Below are 17,711 nucleotides of genomic sequence, written 5' to 3'. Positions count from 1 at the left end.
CAGGGGGGACCCTGTGGGAGAGTAGGACACCGCCGAACAATTTGTTGGGGAAGCCCCGCACCGTATGGTGCGGGGCTTTCCTCATTTCCGGACCCCCTTCTTTCCGTGAAACGGCCCGCCGGACCGTTCGCCGCCGGCCACCCCGTGCACCGGGTGGTCTGCGCTGACGGTAAGGTCAGGGGGCAGCATCGGCACGTTCCCACAGGAGGCCCCCGGGTGGAGGTACAGGAGACTCGCGTTCAGACGGACCGGGTCCTCACCATCCCCAACATCCTGAGCATGGCCCGGCTCATCGGTGTACCGCTCTTCCTGTGGCTCATCCTCCGCCCCGAGTTCGACGGGACGAACAGCGACGGCTGGGCCCTTCTCGTCCTGGCCCTCAGCGGCATCAGCGACTACCTCGACGGCAAGCTCGCCAGGCGCTGGAACCAGATCAGCAGCCTCGGGCGCATCCTCGACCCGGCCGCCGACCGCCTCTACATCCTCTCCACCCTCATCGGACTCACCTGGCGTGACATCCTCCCCCTCTGGCTCACCGCGGCCCTCCTCGCCCGCGAGGCGATGCTGCTGGTGATGGTGGGAATCCTCCGGCGCCACGGATATCCGCCGCCGCAGGTGAACTTCCTGGGCAAGGCCGCCACCTTCAACCTGATGTATGCCTTCCCGCTGCTCCTGCTCAGCGACGGTGAGACGTGGCTTGCGTCACTCGCTGAAGTTTTCGGGTGGGCCTTCGCCGGATGGGGTACATGTCTGTACTGGTGGGCAGGGATCCTCTATGTGGTCCAGGTCCGCCGACTCGTCAAAGCGGATACCGCGACCGATTGACCCCGTCTTCCACGCCGAAGCGAAATGCGATACCGGTGTGATGTCAGAGGACCACGCAAAGACGGGTGATATCGGCTAGACCCTCGTCTCTGCAAGGAGGACGCTTCCGACATGAAGGCCGTCGTGATGGCCGGAGGCGAAGGAACCAGACTTCGCCCGATGACCTCGAGCATGCCCAAGCCGCTCCTGCCGGTCGCCAACCGGCCGATCATGGAGCACGTGCTGCGGCTGCTCAAAAGGCATGGACTCACCGAGACCGTCGTCACCGTGCAGTTCCTCGCCTCGCTGGTGAAGAACTACTTCGGCGACGGCGAAGAGCTCGGGATGGAGCTCAGCTACGCCAACGAGGAGAAGCCACTCGGCACAGCCGGCAGCGTCAAGAACGCCGAAGAGGCCCTCAAGGACGACGCGTTCGTGGTGATCTCCGGGGACGCCCTCACCGACTTCGACCTGACCGACCTGATCGCCTTCCACAAGGAGAAGGGGGCCATGGTCACGGTCTGTCTGACGCGGGTCCCGAACCCCCTGGAATTCGGCATCACCATCGTCGACGAGGAAGGCCGCGTCGAGCGGTTCCTGGAGAAGCCCACCTGGGGCCAGGTCTTCTCCGACACCGTGAACACGGGCATCTACGTCATGGAGCCCGAGGTCTTCGACTACGTCCAGCCCGACGTGCCCGTCGACTGGTCCGGCGACGTCTTCCCGCAGCTGATGAAGGAAGGCAAGCCGATCTACGGCTACGTCGCCGAGGGCTACTGGGAGGACGTCGGCACCCACGAGAGCTACGTCAAGGCCCAGGCCGACGTCCTCGAAGGGAAGGTCGACGTCGAACTCGACGGCTTCGAGATCTCCCCGGGCGTCTGGGTCGCCGAGGGTGCAGAGGTCCACCCGGACGCCGTCCTCCGCGGCCCCATCTACATCGGTGACTACGCCAAGGTGGAAGCCGACGTCGAGATCCGCGAGCACACGGTCATCGGCTCCAACGTGGTCGTGAAGAGCGGCGCCTTCCTCCACAAGGCGGTTGTTCACGACAACGTCTACATCGGGCCGCACAGCAACCTCCGGGGCTGCGTGATCGGCAAGAACACCGACGTCATGCGGGCCGCCCGCATCGAGGACGGCGCCGTCATCGGCGACGAGTGCCTCGTCGGTGAGGAATCGATCGTGCAGGGCAACGTCCGGGTCTACCCGTTCAAGACGATCGAGGCCGGCGCCTTCGTCAACACCTCCGTCATCTGGGAGTCCCGCGGCCAGGCGCACCTCTTCGGCGCCCGTGGCGTCTCCGGTGTCCTCAACGTCGAGATCACCCCCGAACTCGCCGTCCGGCTCGCCGGCGCCTACGCCACGACCCTCAAGAAGGGCGCCACCGTCACCACGGCGCGGGACCACTCCCGCGGTGCCCGCGCCCTCAAGCGGGCGGTGATCTCGGCCCTCCAGGCCAGCGCCATCGACGTGCGCGACCTGGAGAACGTGCCGCTCCCCGTGGCCCGCCAGCAGACCGCCCGTGGCAGCGCCGGCGGCATCATGATCCGGACCACGCCCGGAGTGCCCGACTCCGTCGACATCATGTTCTTCGACGAGCGCGGCGCCGACCTCTCCCAGGCCAAGCAGCGCAAGCTCGACCGCGTCTACGCCCGCCAGGAGTACCGCCGAGCCTTCCCCGGCGAGATCGGCGACCTCAACTTCCCGTCGAGCGTCTTCGACCAGTACACCGGCGCCCTCCTGCGGAGCGTGGACACCACCGGTGTCGCCGAGGCCGGGCTGAAGGTCGTCGTCGACGCCTCCAACGGCAGCGCCGGGCTCGTCCTGCCCAGCCTCCTCGGGCGACTCGGTGTCGACTCGCTGACCATCAACCCCGGCCTCGACGAGTCGCGGCCCACCGAGTCCGCCGAGACGCGCCGGGCCGGGCTCGTACGGCTCGGCGAGATCGTGGCCTCCGCCCGCGCGGCCTTCGGCGTACGGTTCGACACCGTCGGCGAGCGGCTGTCGCTCGTCGACGAGCGCGGCCGGATCATCGAGGACGACCGGGCCCTCCTGGTCATGCTCGACCTCGTCGCTGCCGAACGGCGCAGCGGACGCGTGGCGCTGCCCGTCACCACGACGCGGATCGCCGAGCAGGTCGCCGCGTACCACGGGACGCAGGTCGACTGGACGACCACCTCACCCGACGACCTGACCCGGGTGGGCCGTGAGGAATCCACCATCTTCGGTGGAGACGGCCTGGGCGGGTTCATCGTTCCCGAGTTCAGCAGCGTCTTCGACGGGACGGCCGCCTTCGTACGGCTGCTCGGGCTCGTCGCCCGCACCCAGCTCACCCTCAGCCAGATCGACGCGCGGATCCCGCGGGCCCACGTGCTCCGCCGGGACCTCGCGACGCCGTGGGCGGTCAAGGGCCTGGTCATGCGGCGGGTCGTCGAGGCCGCCGGCGACCGGCACGTCGACACCACCGACGGCGTCCGCGTCGTCGAGGCGGACGGCCGCTGGGTCCTGGTCCTGCCCGACCCGGCCGAGGCCGTCACCCACCTCTGGGCCGAGGGCCCGGACGACGCGTCGGCCCAGGCGCTCCTCGACGAGTGGGCCGCCGTGGTGGACAGCGCCGGCCGCTGAGCCGCGCGCGCCCCGCATGACCCCCGTGCCGGGGGGGGGCCCCCCCCCCCCCCCCCCCCCCCCGGGGCGGGGGGCCCCCCCCCCCCGCCCCCCGCCACACCGGTGGGGCCATTCGGCGGTAACCGCTGCGACATGCGACGATGTGCGGCATGTCGCAGCAGCCCCCCGTTCGGAGCACCGGCTCCCCGCCTCCGCGTCCCGACGCGTCGATGTCGCTGCTGACCAACGTGATGGACCACGCGCTCGACGACGGCTACGCGGAGGCGTCCGCACGCCGTGCCGCCGAGGGCGGCGGACTCCCGCGGACACTGCGGGCCAAACTGGGCCTCGCCGCCGGGCTCGTCCTCGCCGCCGCCGTCGTCACGCTCGGTGCCGCGCAGACGCAGATCTCCGCGCCCGTCGTCGCGAAGGAGCGCGAGGAGCTCATCGACCGCATCCAGGCCGAGACGACCGCCGTCGACGGACTGGAAACGGACATCGAACGGCTGCGCCGCGAGGTCGGCGAGCGGCAGCGGGCCGCGCTCCAGCAGCACGGCGGCGACCAGGGCGGCCTGGTCGCGTTGCTCTCCGGCGCGACCGAGGTGACCGGTCCGGGGGTCCGGCTCGTCGTCGACGACGCCAAGGAGACCGACCGGGGCGGCGACGGGCCCCGTGAGGGCAGCGGCTTCTCCGACACCGGGCGGGTGCGCGACCGCGACATGCAACGCATCGTGAACGGCCTGTGGCAGTCAGGGGCGGAGGCCGTCGCGATCAACGGGCAGCGGCTGACCGCCCTGTCCGCGATCAGGGCCGCGGGTGACGCCATACTGGTCGACAACAGACCGCTGGTACCGCCGTACACGGTGCTCGCGGTGGGGGACGGGAAACGGCTCGCCACCCGGTTCCAGGACAGCGCGGACGGCCGCTACCTGCACGCGCTGGAGGAGAACTTCGGCATCCGCAGCAGCGTCTCCGCCCAGGACCGGGTCACCCTGCCGGCGGCGCCGAGCCTGATCGTACGTACAGCACAGCCGAGGACCTCCGGAACCGGGACGGGTGACGGGCGGGGCGCGGCAGACACAGGGAAGGGCACATCGTGATCGCCGTACTGGGCCTCGTCGTGGGAGTCGTGGTCGGACTGTTGGTCCGACCCGAGGTGCCGGCGGTGGTCGAGCCCTACCTGCCGATCGCCGTGGTCGCGGCGCTCGACGCGGTCTTCGGCGGTCTGCGGGCCATGCTGGACGGGATCTTCGTCGACAAGGTCTTCGTCGTCTCCTTCCTGTCGAACGTCGTCGTCGCCGCGCTGATCGTGTTCCTCGGCGACAAGCTGGGCGTCGGCGCCCAGCTCTCCACCGGTGTCGTGGTCGTCCTCGGCATCCGGATCTTCTCCAACGCCGCCGCCATTCGTCGGCACGTGTTCCGGGCGTGAGGCCGATGAGCAACGAAGAGCACGCACCACACGCACAGCCCCCACAGGCACAGCAGGCACCCGGACCGCCCCCCGAGGGTATGACCGGACGGCAGCGGCTCGTCGCCGGCCTGTGGCCGCCGCGCCTGACCCGCGCCCAACTCGTCGTCGCGCTGCTGCTGTTCGGCCTCGGTCTGGGGCTGGCCATCCAGGTGCGCTCCACGAGCGACGACGGGGCGTTGCGGGGTGCCCGCCAGGAGGACCTCGTACGGATCCTGGACGAGCTCGACGACCGCAGCCAGCGGCTGGAGGACGAGAAGACCCGCCTGGAGGCCCAGCGGCGCGAACTGGAGAACAGTTCCGACCAGGCGGAAGAGGCCCGCAGGCAGACCCAGGAGAGGGAACGTCAGCTGGGTGTCCTGGCCGGTACGGTGGCCGCCGAGGGACCGGGCATCACCTTCGTCGTCGAGGACCCGATGACGGCCGTCGAGCCGGACAAGCTGCTCGACACCATCCAGGAGCTGCGCGCGGCCGGCGCGGAGGCCATCCAGGTCAACGACGTCCGGGTCGTCGCCGACACGTACTTCTTCGGGGAGGCCGGGGCGGTGCAGGTGGACGGGCGGAAGATCCGCGCGCCGTACCGGTTCGACGTCATCGGCAGGCCGCAGGACCTGGAGCCGGCGCTGAACATTCCCGGCGGCATCGTGCAGACGCTGGAGAAGGAGCAGGCCACAGCCACGGTGACCCGGTCGGAGAAGATCGTTGTCGACGCCTTGCGACCGGCGGAGCGGCCTGACTACGCTCGGTCGTCACCGCAGTGAGCCGGGCACGCATGGGGGCCGCGCGGCGGGGGAAAGCCCGAGGGACGGGGCCGTACAGGGGAGGCGAAGCAGTGGGGGCAGCTCCCGTGACCGCAGGGCTGGGGAGGCGTCGGAGACCGGGGTCGGTGCCGGAGCCGGCCGCGTGCCCGGCAAGATCTGGAATCGGCCACCCTGGCCGGGACGTTGCGGGGGGTCGAGGCACCACGAAAGTGGTGCGTGGTGGAAACTGTCCGGAGGATACGGACGTTGTGAAGGTGTCCGGGTCGGCAGGTGTGTTCATTCAGCGTTCGTCCTGCCCCACGGGCGGGTCTGTTTCGTTCAAGGGGAATCGCCCGTGAAGTTGTTTGCGAAGTTGTTCGGCAAGAGCGCACGCGAGGACGGCGGCAGCGCCAAGCACCGTGCGCCGCGGCACGGCCAGTCCGGGGAGGAGCAGGGCGGGGAGCGTCCGCTGTTCCGGGACGAGGTCGCTGGTCCGGGTGGTGACATTACGGGCGGACAGGGCGCGTCTTCTGTTGACCCCGCAGGTCCCGGCCGCATAGGTTCCGATCCGTACGCGACCAGCGTCCACGCGGGACAGCCGCGGCAGGAGGATGGGTCCATGCCGGTGTGTACGCGGTGCGGACACCGCAATGCCGAGACGAGCCGGTTCTGCTCCAACTGCGGGGCCCCGCTGCGTGGCGGCGCCCCGGCGGAGCGCGCGTCCGAGACGACGTCCACGATCTCGATCTCGGGCCTCGAGGCCTACGACAGCGAGACCACCGGCCAGACGGCGCTCCCGTCCCTGTCGCCCGAGGCGCAGGCCGCCGTGGACGCGCTGCCCCTCGGTTCGGCGCTGCTCGTGGTGCGGCGCGGCCCCAACTCCGGCAGCCGCTTCCTCCTCGACAGCGACCTGACGACCGCCGGCCGCCACCCGCAGAGCGACATCTTCCTGGACGACGTGACCGTGTCGCGTCGCCACGTGGAGTTCCGCAGGGCGGCCGACGGCAGCTTCACCGTCGCGGACGTCGGCAGCCTCAACGGCACCTATGTCAACCGTGAGCCGATCGACGCGGTCCAGCTCACCAACGGTGACGAGGTGCAGATCGGCAAGTACCGGCTGGTCTTCTACGGGAGCCAGCGGGGCTTCTGACCCCTCCAGACCCGTCTGGGGGATCCCCAGGGAAGGTCCATGCTGCGAACACCGACGGGCGGTGCCGGTCACGGCACCGCCGACGCGGGCGACCGGCTGGTGAGCATCGGCACCGTGCTCAACCGGCTGCGCGAGGAGTTCCCCGAGGTCACCATCTCCAAGATCCGGTTCCTGGAGGCGGAGGGGCTCGTCGAGCCGCAGCGGACCGCCTCCGGGTACCGGAAGTTCAGCCCGCACGACGTGGAGCGGCTGGCGCTGATCCTGCGGATGCAGCGGGACCACTACCTGCCGCTCAAGGTCATCCGGGAGCACCTGGACGCCCTGGGGCGGGGCGACCAGGTCGTCCTGCCCGCCCAGGCCGCGCCGGGTGAGCCCCCCGAGGCGGCGGGCCCGTGGGAGGCGGGGGAGGGGGTGGCGCCGACCGCCCGGGTCGGCCGGGCCGAGCTGCTCGCCGCCGTGGGGGCGCAGGAGGCGGAGCTCGCCGAGTGGGAGGCGTACGGCCTGGTCGCGCCGGGTGTGGACGGTGGTTACGACGCGGAGGCGGTGACCGTCGCGAAGCTCGTCGCCGAGCTCGGCCGGTACGGGCTGGAGCCGCGCCACCTGCGGGCCGTGAAGGCCGCCGCCGAACGGGAGGCGGGGCTGGTGGAGCAGGTCGTCGCGCCGCAGCGCCGACACCGCAACCCACAGACCCGCGCCCATGCCGAGGCGACGGTGAAGGAGCTGGCCACGCTCTCCGTCCGACTGCACGCGGCCCTGGTCAGGGCGGCCCTCGGCGTCCGGTTCCCCTGACCTCGGCGGAGCCCGACTATCCAAACCGGGGCGGCACGTCCTAGGGTTGCTGTGTGAACGAGCTCGATGTTGTCGGTGTCCGGGTGGAAATGCCCTCCAACCAGCCGATCGTGCTCCTGCGGGAAGTGGGAGGCGACCGCTACCTCCCGATCTGGATCGGCCCGGGGGAAGCGACCGCGATCGCCTTCGCCCAGCAGGGGATGACCCCCGCCAGGCCGCTCACCCACGACCTCTTCAAGGACGTGCTCGAGGCCGTGGGCCAGGAGCTCACGGAGGTCCGGATCACGGACCTGCGGGAAGGCGTCTTCTACGCGGAGCTGGTCTTCGCCAGCGGTGTGGAGGTGAGCGCGCGGCCCTCCGACGCCATAGCGCTGGCCCTGCGCACGGGTACGCCGATCTTCGGCAGTGACGGGGTCCTCGACGACGCCGGCATCGCGATCCCGGACGAGCAGGAGGACGAGGTGGAGAAGTTCCGCGAGTTCCTCGACCAGATCTCTCCGGAGGACTTCGGCACCAGCAACCAGTGACCCGCCCGGTGCCCGTCCGTAGCGGTCGTCCGCCCGTCCGGGCGGATGCCGCCCTCGGCGGCGGAGGGGGCGCGCGGGGGTCGCTCGCGACGGCTCACGGGGGCGCAGTCAGCGCTTCCGGCGCATTCGAGTAGCGTTTCCCGGAAATCGGTCACGCCAAACCACTCTCAGGGTGATTATCACTCGGCGTGGCGAGTGTGGCGATCGTTGACGCACCCCTGGGGACTGCCTACCGTCGATGTGGCAGGTCAAGGACGGAGGGTCGGCGTGATGAGCAGCGGCGACGGTGCGGCAGGGGGTCTCCCCGGGCGGAGTCCGGGCGGGAGCGGGCCGCATCCGCTTCACGGCAGTGCGACCGACGCGACGACCGACGTCATCGGTTACCGGGGGCCCACCGCCTGTGCGGCGGCGGGCATCACCTACCGGCAGCTCGACTACTGGGCCCGTACGGGACTGGTCGAGCCGAGCGTGCGGCCGGCGTACGGATCGGGCACGCAGCGCCTCTACAGCTTCCGGGACGTCGTCGTCCTGAAGATCGTCAAGAGGTTCCTGGACACCGGTGTCGCCCTGCAGAACATCAGGGCGGCGGTCCAGCACCTGCAGGACCGCGGGCTGGACGACCTGGAGCGGATGACGCTCATGAGCGACGGCGCGACGGTCTACGAGTGCTCGTCGCCGGACGAGGTCGTCGACCTCCTCCAGGGGGGCCAGGGCATCTTCGGGATCGCGGTCGGCGTGGTCTGGCGGGACGTGGAGGCTGCGCTGTCGCAGCTGCACGGCGAGCGCGTCGACACGGGGGAGACCCTCGTGCGGCACAACCCCGCCGACGAGCTGGCCCGGCGCAGGCGCGACAAGGCGGTATGACCCCGCGTGCGGTCGTACGTGTGTGCGGGCGATTGTCAGTGGTGTAGGGCAGCATCGGTGGTGTGAGAGCCGCGCCGACCATCCTGCACCTGGACATGGACGCGTTCTTCGCCGCCGTCGAACAGGCGGCGAAGCCGAGCCTGCGCGGCAAGCCCGTCATCGTGGGCGGTCTCGGTCCCCGCGGCGTCGTCGCCACCGCGTCCTACGAGGCGCGGCCGTTCGGAGTGCGGTCGGCCATGCCGATGGCGCAGGCCCGGCGGCTCGCGCCCAACGCCGCGTACCTCGTACCGCGCTTCGCCGTCTACCGGACGGTGAGCGGGCAGGTCATGGAGCTGCTCGGCAGGCTCTCGCCGCTCGTCGAGCCGCTGAGCCTCGACGAGGCGTTCGTGGATTTGGAGGCCGGGGGAGCGGCGTACGACGCCGCCACGGCGCGCGCGGTCGGGGAGCGGTTGCGCGCCGACATCCACGCCGTGACGGGCGTGACGGGTTCCGTGGGGCTCGCGGGCTCCAAGATGCTCGCGAAGATCGCCTCGGAGGAGGCCAAGCCGGACGGCCTGGTGCTCATCGAGCCCGGCACGGAGCGCGAGCTGCTGGCGCCGATGGGCGTGCGCACGCTGCCCGGTGTCGGCCCGGCCACCGGAGAGCACCTGCGGCGGGCCGGCATGACGACGGTGGCCGACCTGGCCGAGGCCGGTGAGGACGAGCTCGTCCGGCTCCTCGGCCGGGCGCACGGAGCGTCCCTGTACGCCATGGCCCTGGGGCACGACGACCGGCCGGTGGTGGCGGAGCGCGACGCCAAGTCCGTCTCCGTGGAGGACACCTTCGACGTCGACCTCCACGACCGGGTGCGCGTGCGCTGGGAGGTCGAGCGGCTCGCCGAGCGGTGCGTGCGCCGGCTGCGGGACGCGGGGCGCTCGGGCCGGACGGTGGTGTTGAAGGTGCGGCGGTACGACTTCTCGACGCTGACCCGCTCCGAGACGCTGCGCGGGCCGACCGACGACCCGGTCGTGGTCCGCGAGGCCGCCGCCCGGCTGCTCGACGCCGTGGACACCACCGGCGGCGTCCGGTTGCTCGGGGTCGGCGTGACCGGTCTGGCCGACTACACGCAGGAGGACCTGTTCGCCCAGGCGGCCGTCGGGGAGGCCCCGGCCGTCGGCCGGGCCGCCGCCGGTAAGGAGAGCGCCACGGGCGCGGGCCGTGCGGCAGCCGACGCCCCGCGGCCGCCCGCGGGCGGCCCCGGGACGGCGCCCGGAGGCGCGGTGGCACCCGGCGGTACGACGCCGCCCGACGGTCGGGGGCCGGCCGGAGGCGCGGACGCGGGCGGCGGGGCGTCGCATCCGGGCGGTGGGCTCCCGGAGGAGGGAGGCGGACCGACGCCCGCGCCCGGGGCGTCCGGCACGGGAGCCGGGAGCTCGGGGCCCGGCGAGGAGGGTCCGGCGCCGACCGCCGAGCGGCGGTGGGCCGCCGGCGCCGACGTCCGGCACGCCGTCCACGGACCCGGCTGGGTGCAGGGAAGCGGGCTCGGGCGGGTCACCGTGCGGTTCGAGCACCCCGGATCGGCTCCGGGCCGGGTGCGCACCTTCCGCACGGACGACCCCGAGCTCGAGCCCTCCGACCCGCTGCCGCTGGTACCGGGCGGTCAGCCCCCGCCCGCGGGGCCGCCCACCTCCCGCTCCGGCGGCGGGGCGGCGGGCGGCGGCCCGGGGGAGGGCGCGGGCGGCAGGGCGATGCCGTAGTGGCGGTACAGCTGCACCTCCTGCTCCGGGGAGAGGTGCCGCCCCACGCCGAAGTCCGGCGCGTCCTTGACGAGGGCCCGTTCGTAGGGGACGCGCAGGCCGTCGCCGACGAGGTCGCTGGGTTCCAGGGGGACGAAGGCGTCGCGACCGAAGAGGCCGGTGCGCACGGCGGCCCACTCCGGCACGCCCGTCGCGTCGTCGAGGTACACCTCGTCCACCGTTCCGATCTTGCGGCCGTCGCGGTCGAACGCCTTGCGCCCGATCAGGCTGCGCGGGTCGATGTCGCTCTGCACGGTTCCTCCAGCCGGTCACAACGGTGCCGTGAACACTACGAAAGGGCACAACCGTGACCTCGGCCACTCGAGGGATCGCCCCGGAACGTCGCTGGTAGGCTGGCATCGGCCGCTGACCCCGCGCGGGAGAGTCCTCCGGAGAAGACTTCCGGAGGCGCCGAAGGAGCAAATCCTCCCCGGAATCTCTCAGGCCCCTGTACCGCGCGGACGAGGTCACTCTGGAAAGCAGGGCGGGCGTCGGACGGCACCCGCTCTCACCGACGGTGAAAGCCGTGCCGCCTCCCGTCGGGGTGCGCGCACGGCGAAACTCTCAGGTTGAGATGACAGAGGGGGAGGCCGTCCGGGCACCCGCGCCGAGGTGCCCCTCGCAGGTCGCTACGACCAGGAGGCCCCCGTACATGACCGCCAACCGCACCCCGCTCTCCCAGCTCGAGCGAGGCATCCCCTTCGAGCAGCGCCACATCGGCCCTGACGACGAGGCCCGCGCCAAGATGCTCGCCCAGGTCGGCTACGGCTCGCTCGACGAGCTCACGGCGGCCGCGGTGCCGGACGTGATCAAGAGCGCCGAGGCCCTGGGCCTGCCCGAGGCCCGCACCGAGGCGGAGGTCCTCGCCGAACTGCGCTCCCTCGCGGACCGCAACCAGGTGCTGGCCCCGATGATCGGCCTCGGGTACTACGGCACCTTCACCCCGCCGGTCATCCTCCGCAACGTCATGGAGAACCCCGCCTGGTACACGGCGTACACCCCGTACCAGCCGGAGATCTCGCAGGGCCGTCTCGAGGCGCTGCTGAACTTCCAGACCGTGGTCGCCGACCTGACGGGCCTGCCCACCTCCGGCGCGTCCCTCCTCGACGAGGGCACCGCCGCCGCCGAGGCCATGTCCCTGGCCCGGCGCGTCGGCAAGGTCAAGAACGGCGTCTTCCTGGTCGACGCCGACGCCCTGCCGCAGACCATCGCCGTCATCGAGACCCGCGCCGAGCCCACCGGTGTCGAGGTCGTCGTCGCGGACCTGAGCGGGGGCATCCCCGCCGAGGTCGCCGAGCGGGGCGTCTTCGGCGTGCTGCTCCAGTACCCGGGCGCCTCCGGTGCCGTCCGCGACCTCAAGCCGCTCGTCGACGCCGCGCACGAGCTCGGCGCCGTCGTCACCGTCGCCGCCGACCTGCTCGCGCTGACGCTCCTCACCCCGCCCGGGGAGCTGGGCGCCGACATCGCCGTCGGCACGACCCAGCGCTTCGGCGTGCCGATGGGCTTCGGCGGCCCGCACGCCGGCTACATGGCCGTGCGCGACACCTTCGCCCGCAGCCTGCCCGGCCGCCTCGTGGGCGTCTCCGTCGACGTCGACGGCAACCGTGCCTACCGCCTCGCCCTGCAGACCCGCGAGCAGCACATCCGCCGCGAGAAGGCCACGAGCAACATCTGCACCGCGCAGGTGCTCCTCGCCGTCATGGCCGGCATGTACGCCGTCTACCACGGCCCCGACGGGCTGAAGGGCATCGCCCTGCGCACCCACCGGTACGCGGCGATCCTCGCGGCCGGGCTGCGCGCCGGCGGCGTCGAGGTCGTCCACGACACCTTCTTCGACACGGTCACCGCGCGGGTGCCCGGCGCCGCCGCCCAGGTCGTCGCCGCCGCCCGCGAGGGCGGTGTCAACATCCACCAGGTCGACGCCGACCACGTCTCCGTCTCCTGCGACGAGACCACCGGCCGCGCCCAGCTCGCGGCCGTCTGGGACGCCTTCGGCGTGCGCGGCGACATCGAGGCCCTCGACGCCGAGACCGCCGACGCGCTGCCCGCGGCCCTGCTGCGCACCGACGCGTACCTGACGCACCCGGTGTTCCACGCGTACCGCTCCGAGACGTCGATGCTCCGCTACCTGCGCCGGCTCGCCGACCGCGACTACGCGCTGGACCGCGGCATGATCCCGCTCGGCTCCTGCACGATGAAGCTGAACGCCACCACGGAGATGGAGCCGGTCACCTGGCCGGAGTTCGGTCAGCTGCACCCCTTCGCCCCCGCGGAGCAGGCGCAGGGCTACCTCACGCTCATCCGCGAGCTGGAGGAGCGCCTCGCCGAGGTCACCGGCTACGACAAGGTGTCGCTCCAGCCGAACGCCGGTTCGCAGGGCGAGCTGGCCGGTCTCCTCGCCGTGCGCGCCTACCACCGCGCCAACGGCGACACGCAGCGCACGGTCTGCCTCATCCCGTCCTCGGCGCACGGCACCAACGCCGCGTCCGCCGTCATGGCCGGCATGAAGGTCGTCGTCGTGAGGACCGCCGACGACGGCGAGATCGACGTCGAGGACCTGCGGGCCAAGATCGAGCAGTACCGCGACGAGCTGTCCGTCCTGATGATCACCTACCCGTCGACGCACGGCGTGTTCGAGGAGCACGTCGCCGACATCTGCGCCCAGGTCCACGAGGCCGGCGGCCAGGTGTACGTCGACGGCGCCAACCTCAACGCGCTCGTCGGCCTGGCCCGGCCGGGCAAGTTCGGCGGCGACGTGTCGCACCTGAACCTGCACAAGACGTTCTGCATCCCGCACGGCGGCGGCGGCCCGGGCGTCGGACCGGTCGCGGTGCGCTCGCACCTCGCCCCGTACCTGCCGAACCACCCGCTCCAGCCCGCCGCGGGCCCGGAGACCGGGGTCGGCCCCGTCTCGGCGGCCCCGTGGGGCTCGGCCGGCATCCTGCCGATCTCCTGGGCGTACGTACGGCTCATGGGCGGCGAGGGCCTCAAGCGGGCCACGCAGGTCGCCGTCCTCGCGGCGAACTACATCGCCAAGCGCCTGGAGCCGCACTACCCGGTCCTGTACACCGGCCCGGCCGGGCTCGTCGCGCACGAGTGCATCATCGACCTGCGCCCGCTGGCGAAGGCGACCGGGGTGAGCGTCGACGACATCGCGAAGCGGCTGATCGACTACGGCTTCCACGCGCCGACCATGTCCTTCCCGGTCGCCGGGACGCTGATGATCGAGCCGACCGAGAGCGAGGACCTCACCGAGCTCGACCGCTTCTGCGACACGATGATCGCGATCCGCGGCGAGATCGAGAAGGTCGCCTCGGGGACCTGGCCGGCCGACGACAACCCGCTCCGCAACGCCCCGCACACCGCGGCCGCGCTCGGTGGCGACTGGGACCACGCGTACAGCCGCGAGGAGGCCGTCTTCCCGGCCGGCGTCACGGCGGCGGACAAGTACTGGCCGCCGGTGCGCAGGATCGACGGCGCCTTCGGTGACCGCAACCTCGTCTGCTCCTGCCCGCCGCTCGACGAGTACGACGGCTGAGCGGACACACGGCGGCCGCGGGTCGGCGTCGCGGGCGGCGGCTGACCGCGCGCACGCCGGCGGGTGTCGCGGGCGGCGGCTGACCGCGCGCACGCGTCGGGGCCGGTACGGAGGTGAACCACCTCCGTACCGGCCCCTCGTCGTGTCCTCGGCGCCGCCTACGCCGCCGTCGCCACGCGCGCCGCGGTGAGCGGCCGGTGCGGCGCGATGATCTTCCCGTCCGGCAGCAGCTCCCCGGTGTCCTCGAAGAGGAGGACGCCGTTGCACAGCAGGCTCCAGCCCTGCTCCGGGTGGTGCGCCACGACGCGCGCGGCCTCCCGGTCGGCTGAGTCGGCGTTCGGGCAGGATGGCTGGTGCTGGCACATGGCTGGGATCTTTCGCTGCGGTGTGGAGTCTGTCCTGCGGCTCGATGCGGTGCTCATGGCCGCCCCCCGTCTTCCGATCGGTCGGTTCCAGTGTTGCCCCGCGGGGCTGATTCCGCAGGGATTTCGCGGCAGCTCTTCCTACTGGTGAAGGACGTATCACCCGCGCGGATGGTTCAACGTGACCACCCCGTCCGTTCGGGTGGTTCGCACTGGCCGGGGCGGACTAGTCCGTACGGGCCACGGGGCGTACGCGAGTGCCCCACGTCCCGCGGGGGACGTGGGGCACCGGAGGGGCGGGTGGTGCGGGCGCCGGGGTGCCGGGTCAGGCGGTCGAGCCGAGCAGCGGCGGCGGGGCGAGCCGGACGGTCAGCCGGGGCAGCAGGTCCGCCACGCGGTGCGGGCGGTGCGCGGCGATCCCGGGCGGGGCGGGCGCCAGCGGAATGAGCACGTCGGCCGGGTCGGGGGAGCCCTCGGCCGGGTCGGCGGCCGTGTCCCCGTGCAGCCAGAGCGTCAGCATGTACAGCTCGGGCACCGACAGCAGCCGCGGCTGCCAGGGCGAGCCGGAGTCCTCGGCCTGGCGCAGGGCCCGTTCCGTCGAGGCGATGTAGGGGCCCTCGAAGAAGTGCGAGAACGCCCATCCCCCGGTGGTGCACAGGACGTCCGCGGCGGCGAGGGAGAGGTCGCCGCCGCGGATCATGAACCGCCATCCGGCGAGCCGGGTACGGGGCGCCCCCGCGGGACCGACCGTCGGCGCGGCGACGTCCAGCACGTGGACGGGCAGCGGGAGTTCGGCGGCGAGCGGGCCCTGTACGGAGCGCAGGGCGGGGGTGCTGGACTCGCGGAGGGCGGGGGAGCCCAGGGCCGCGAGGACACTGTGCAGGGCAGGCACGGGCGCCTGGGAGACGTGGAGCGGCATGGTGGGTCGCCTCTCAATCAAGAGACAGGGGGGTGGAGCCTGCGTGGGTGCGGGTGCGGACGGCGCTGTCAGCGACGGGGCCGTGGAGGGCCCACGGCACCATGCCGGGGCGCCGGGTCTCAGCCTCGTCCGCGGAGTTTATACGACAAATGTTCACGCCGTGTTTCCGCTACCTGTCGCCGAGAAGTCCGTCAAGGTCGCATCGCGTCTCGGATACGTTGCCTTTTCCGGGGGATTATCCGGTGCCCCGCAGTCGATACCTGCAATGTTGCCCACGGCTCGGAAGGCCGAATCTCGCCGCCCCATTCCGCCGCGCCGGGCGGGGAGATCTGCTAGCCCCGCCATGCCTCCGGAATGTGCCGGACGACCGACCCGGCCAGCTTAGTGGCGAAGGCCTCTCCGTGGGGGCGTTACGGATCCGCCGGGGTGGGCATCATCGTCCGTGACACGAGCGGCGACGCCGCGTGCCGCCCACTCGAGGAGGGACGCTTCGATGGGGGAGAAGGTCGTGGCCGTCGGGTTCGACCTGGCCGATCGGCAGAGGTACCGCAGGAAGCTCGGGAGCTGCCTGGAGGCCCTGGAACGGCTCCTCGCGGAGAAACGGTTCGACCGGCCCAGGAATCTCATGGGGCTGGAGATAGAACTGAATCTCACGGGGGCCGACGGCCTGCCCCGCATGATGAACGGACGGGTCCTGGAGCGCATCGCCAGCGGTGATTTCCAAACCGAACTCGGATTGTTCAACCTGGAAGTGAACGTGGCCCCGCACCGGCTCTCCGGGCACGTTTTCTCCCAGCTGGCCGAGGAACTCCGCACCGGCCTCGGATACGCTCACCGCAAGGCCGAGGAGCTGGGCGCCGGGATCCTGATGATCGGCATCCTGCCGACGCTCACCCGCGGCGACGTCGACCTCGTCAACATCAGCGACGTCGACCGCTACATGTTGCTGAACGACCAGATGGTGGCCGCGCGCGGCGAGGACTTCGCCCTGGAGATCGACGGTGTCGAGCGGCTCAGCTGCACCGCCGGTTCCATCACGCCGGAGGCCGCCTGCACCTCCGTCCAACTGCACCTCCAGGTCACCCCGGAGCGCTTCGCCGCCGTGTGGAACGCCGCGCAGGCGGTCGCCGCCGTGCAGATCGCCGTCGGCGCCAACTCTCCCTTCCTCTTCGGCCGCGAGCTGTGGCGGGAGACCCGCCCGCCCCTCTTCCAGCAGGCCACCGACACGCGCCCGCCCGAGCTGCAGGCGCAGGGCGTCCGGCCGCGGACCTGGTTCGGGGAGCGCTGGGTGGATTCGGCGTACGAGCTGTTCGAGGAGAACCTGCGGTACTTCCCCGCGCTCCTGCCGCTCTGCGACGACGAGGACCCGCTGCGGGTGCTCGACGACGGGGGCGTCCCCTCCCTCCGGGAGCTCGTCCTGCACAACGGCACCGTCTACCGTTGGAACCGCCCCGTGTACGACGTCGTGGACGGCGTCCCGCACCTGCGGGTGGAGAACCGGGTGCTGCCCGCGGGGCCCACGGTCGACGACGTGGTCGCCAACGCGGCCTTCTACTACGGACTGGTCCGCGCCCTCGCCGAGGACCCCCGGCCGGTGTGGCGGCGGATGGACTTCGCCGACGCCTCCGCCAACTTCGACGCCGCGTGCCGCCACGGCATCGACGCCGAGCTGCGCTGGCCCCGCCCCGGCCGCGGCGGCGGCGTGACCGTCGTGCCCGCGGTGAAGCTCGTACGGGACGAGCTGCTGCCGCTCGCCGCTGCGGGCCTCGACGCGTGGGGCATCGAGGCCGGCGACCGCGACCGGTGCCTCGGGCTCATCGAGGAACGCTGCCGCCGCCGTGTCAACGGCGCTTCCTGGCAGGTCGGGACGTTCCACCGGGCGCAGGAGGCGGGCCTCGACCGGGAGGCGGCGCTCGCGGCCACCGCCCGCCGTTACCGGGAGCTCGCGATGACCGGCGAACCGGTCCACACCTGGCCCGCCGGCTTCCCGGAGCGGTACCCGCAGCGGACCCCCTGAGGCGCGCGCCCCGGGGCACCCGCGGGGGCCTGCTCCCGGACGGGGCGCCGCGGCGCGCCGTGGCCCGTGGCGTCCGGGAGCTCCGGGGCCGTGCCGGGTACGCGTCGGCGCTGGGCCGTGCCTCCGTGGCGTCGCGTGGCGTACCGGCTGT

15 protein-coding genes and 1 riboswitch are annotated in these 17,711 nt (G+C 72.2%); of the genes, 12 read left to right on the top strand and 3 right to left on the bottom strand.

Features of this window, described 5'->3' with window-relative positions; genetic code table 11:
• The first annotated feature begins 216 nt into the window (after window positions 1-216).
• The 10 genes from ACF053_RS27085 to ACF053_RS27040 all read left to right on the top strand — a co-directional run bounded on the left by ACF053_RS27085 (window position 217) and on the right by ACF053_RS27040 (window position 10,685).
• On the top strand, window positions 217-825 hold the full coding sequence (locus ACF053_RS27085) for a CDP-alcohol phosphatidyltransferase family protein (protein WP_391956389.1): 609 nt from the start codon (window positions 217-219) through the stop codon (window positions 823-825).
• A 111-nt stretch (window positions 826-936) separates the two neighbouring features.
• Window positions 937-3,432, top strand: coding sequence for a sugar phosphate nucleotidyltransferase (locus ACF053_RS27080; protein ID WP_391956388.1), 2,496 nt, complete (start codon window positions 937-939; stop codon window positions 3,430-3,432).
• Between the two features lie 149 nt (window positions 3,433-3,581).
• Entirely contained in the window at window positions 3,582-4,511 is a 930-nt protein-coding gene (locus tag ACF053_RS27075; RefSeq protein ID WP_391956387.1) for a DUF881 domain-containing protein, read from the top strand.
• The gene (locus tag ACF053_RS27070) at window positions 4,508-4,840 is read left to right on the top strand and encodes a small basic family protein (RefSeq protein ID WP_003970459.1); all 333 of its coding nucleotides are present in this window, start codon (window positions 4,508-4,510) and stop codon (window positions 4,838-4,840) included. The genes ACF053_RS27075 and ACF053_RS27070 overlap by 4 nt, the downstream gene beginning before the upstream one ends.
• A 5-nt stretch (window positions 4,841-4,845) precedes the next feature.
• The gene (locus ACF053_RS27065; protein WP_391956386.1) at window positions 4,846-5,640 is read left to right on the top strand and encodes a DUF881 domain-containing protein; all 795 of its coding nucleotides are present in this window, start codon (window positions 4,846-4,848) and stop codon (window positions 5,638-5,640) included.
• Window positions 5,641-5,866: 226 nt separating this feature from the next.
• A complete protein-coding gene (locus ACF053_RS27060) occupies window positions 5,867-6,769 on the top strand; it encodes an FHA domain-containing protein (protein ID WP_391956397.1) in 903 nt (300 codons plus the stop codon).
• 39 nt (window positions 6,770-6,808) lie between these two features.
• A complete protein-coding gene (gene ftsR, locus ACF053_RS27055; RefSeq protein WP_391956385.1) occupies window positions 6,809-7,558 on the top strand; it encodes a transcriptional regulator FtsR in 750 nt (249 codons plus the stop codon).
• Window positions 7,559-7,611: 53 nt separating this feature from the next.
• A complete protein-coding gene (locus ACF053_RS27050) occupies window positions 7,612-8,085 on the top strand; it encodes a bifunctional nuclease family protein (RefSeq protein WP_058941224.1) in 474 nt (157 codons plus the stop codon).
• A gap of 270 nt (window positions 8,086-8,355) precedes the next feature.
• Entirely contained in the window at window positions 8,356-8,949 is a 594-nt protein-coding gene (locus ACF053_RS27045) for a MerR family transcriptional regulator (protein ID WP_391956384.1), read from the top strand.
• 62 nt (window positions 8,950-9,011) lie between these two features.
• Entirely contained in the window at window positions 9,012-10,685 is a 1,674-nt protein-coding gene (locus ACF053_RS27040; RefSeq protein WP_391956383.1) for a DNA polymerase IV, read from the top strand.
• Here the strand turns inward: ACF053_RS27040 and ACF053_RS27035 are convergent.
• On the bottom strand, window positions 10,589-10,978 hold the full coding sequence (locus tag ACF053_RS27035; RefSeq protein ID WP_391956382.1) for a PRC-barrel domain-containing protein: 390 nt from the start codon (window positions 10,976-10,978) through the stop codon (window positions 10,589-10,591). The genes ACF053_RS27040 and ACF053_RS27035 overlap by 97 nt on opposite strands.
• 113 nt (window positions 10,979-11,091) lie before the next feature.
• Window positions 11,092-11,190: riboswitch (glycine riboswitch) on the top strand.
• Window positions 11,191-11,376: 186 nt separating this feature from the next.
• On the opposite strand from ACF053_RS27035, the gene gcvP reads away from it, so the two are divergent.
• Window positions 11,377-14,262, top strand: a complete 2,886-nt coding sequence (gene gcvP / locus ACF053_RS27030; protein ID WP_391956381.1) for an aminomethyl-transferring glycine dehydrogenase — start codon at window positions 11,377-11,379, stop codon at window positions 14,260-14,262.
• A 158-nt stretch (window positions 14,263-14,420) separates the two neighbouring features.
• Here the strand turns inward: gcvP and ACF053_RS27025 are convergent, their stop codons facing one another.
• Together ACF053_RS27025 and ACF053_RS27020 are read right to left on the bottom strand one after the other, a co-directional pair.
• Entirely contained in the window at window positions 14,421-14,627 is a 207-nt protein-coding gene (locus tag ACF053_RS27025; RefSeq protein WP_058941229.1) for a DUF5999 family protein, read from the bottom strand.
• A gap of 322 nt (window positions 14,628-14,949) precedes the next feature.
• Window positions 14,950-15,543: a hypothetical protein gene (locus ACF053_RS27020; protein ID WP_391956380.1), complete on the bottom strand. Its 594-nt coding sequence runs from the start codon at window positions 15,541-15,543 to the stop codon at window positions 14,950-14,952.
• Window positions 15,544-16,036: 493 nt separating this feature from the next.
• Between ACF053_RS27020 and ACF053_RS27015 the strand changes: the two genes are divergently transcribed.
• The gene (locus ACF053_RS27015; RefSeq protein ID WP_391956379.1) at window positions 16,037-17,560 is read left to right on the top strand and encodes a glutamate-cysteine ligase family protein; all 1,524 of its coding nucleotides are present in this window, start codon (window positions 16,037-16,039) and stop codon (window positions 17,558-17,560) included.
• Window positions 17,561-17,711: the final 151 nt, after the last annotated feature.

This window comes from Streptomyces kanasensis (assembly GCF_043077165.1).
Lineage (GTDB): Bacteria > Actinomycetota > Actinomycetes > Streptomycetales > Streptomycetaceae > Streptomyces > Streptomyces changanensis.
This window is presented reverse-complemented; position numbering and strand designations above follow the sequence as displayed.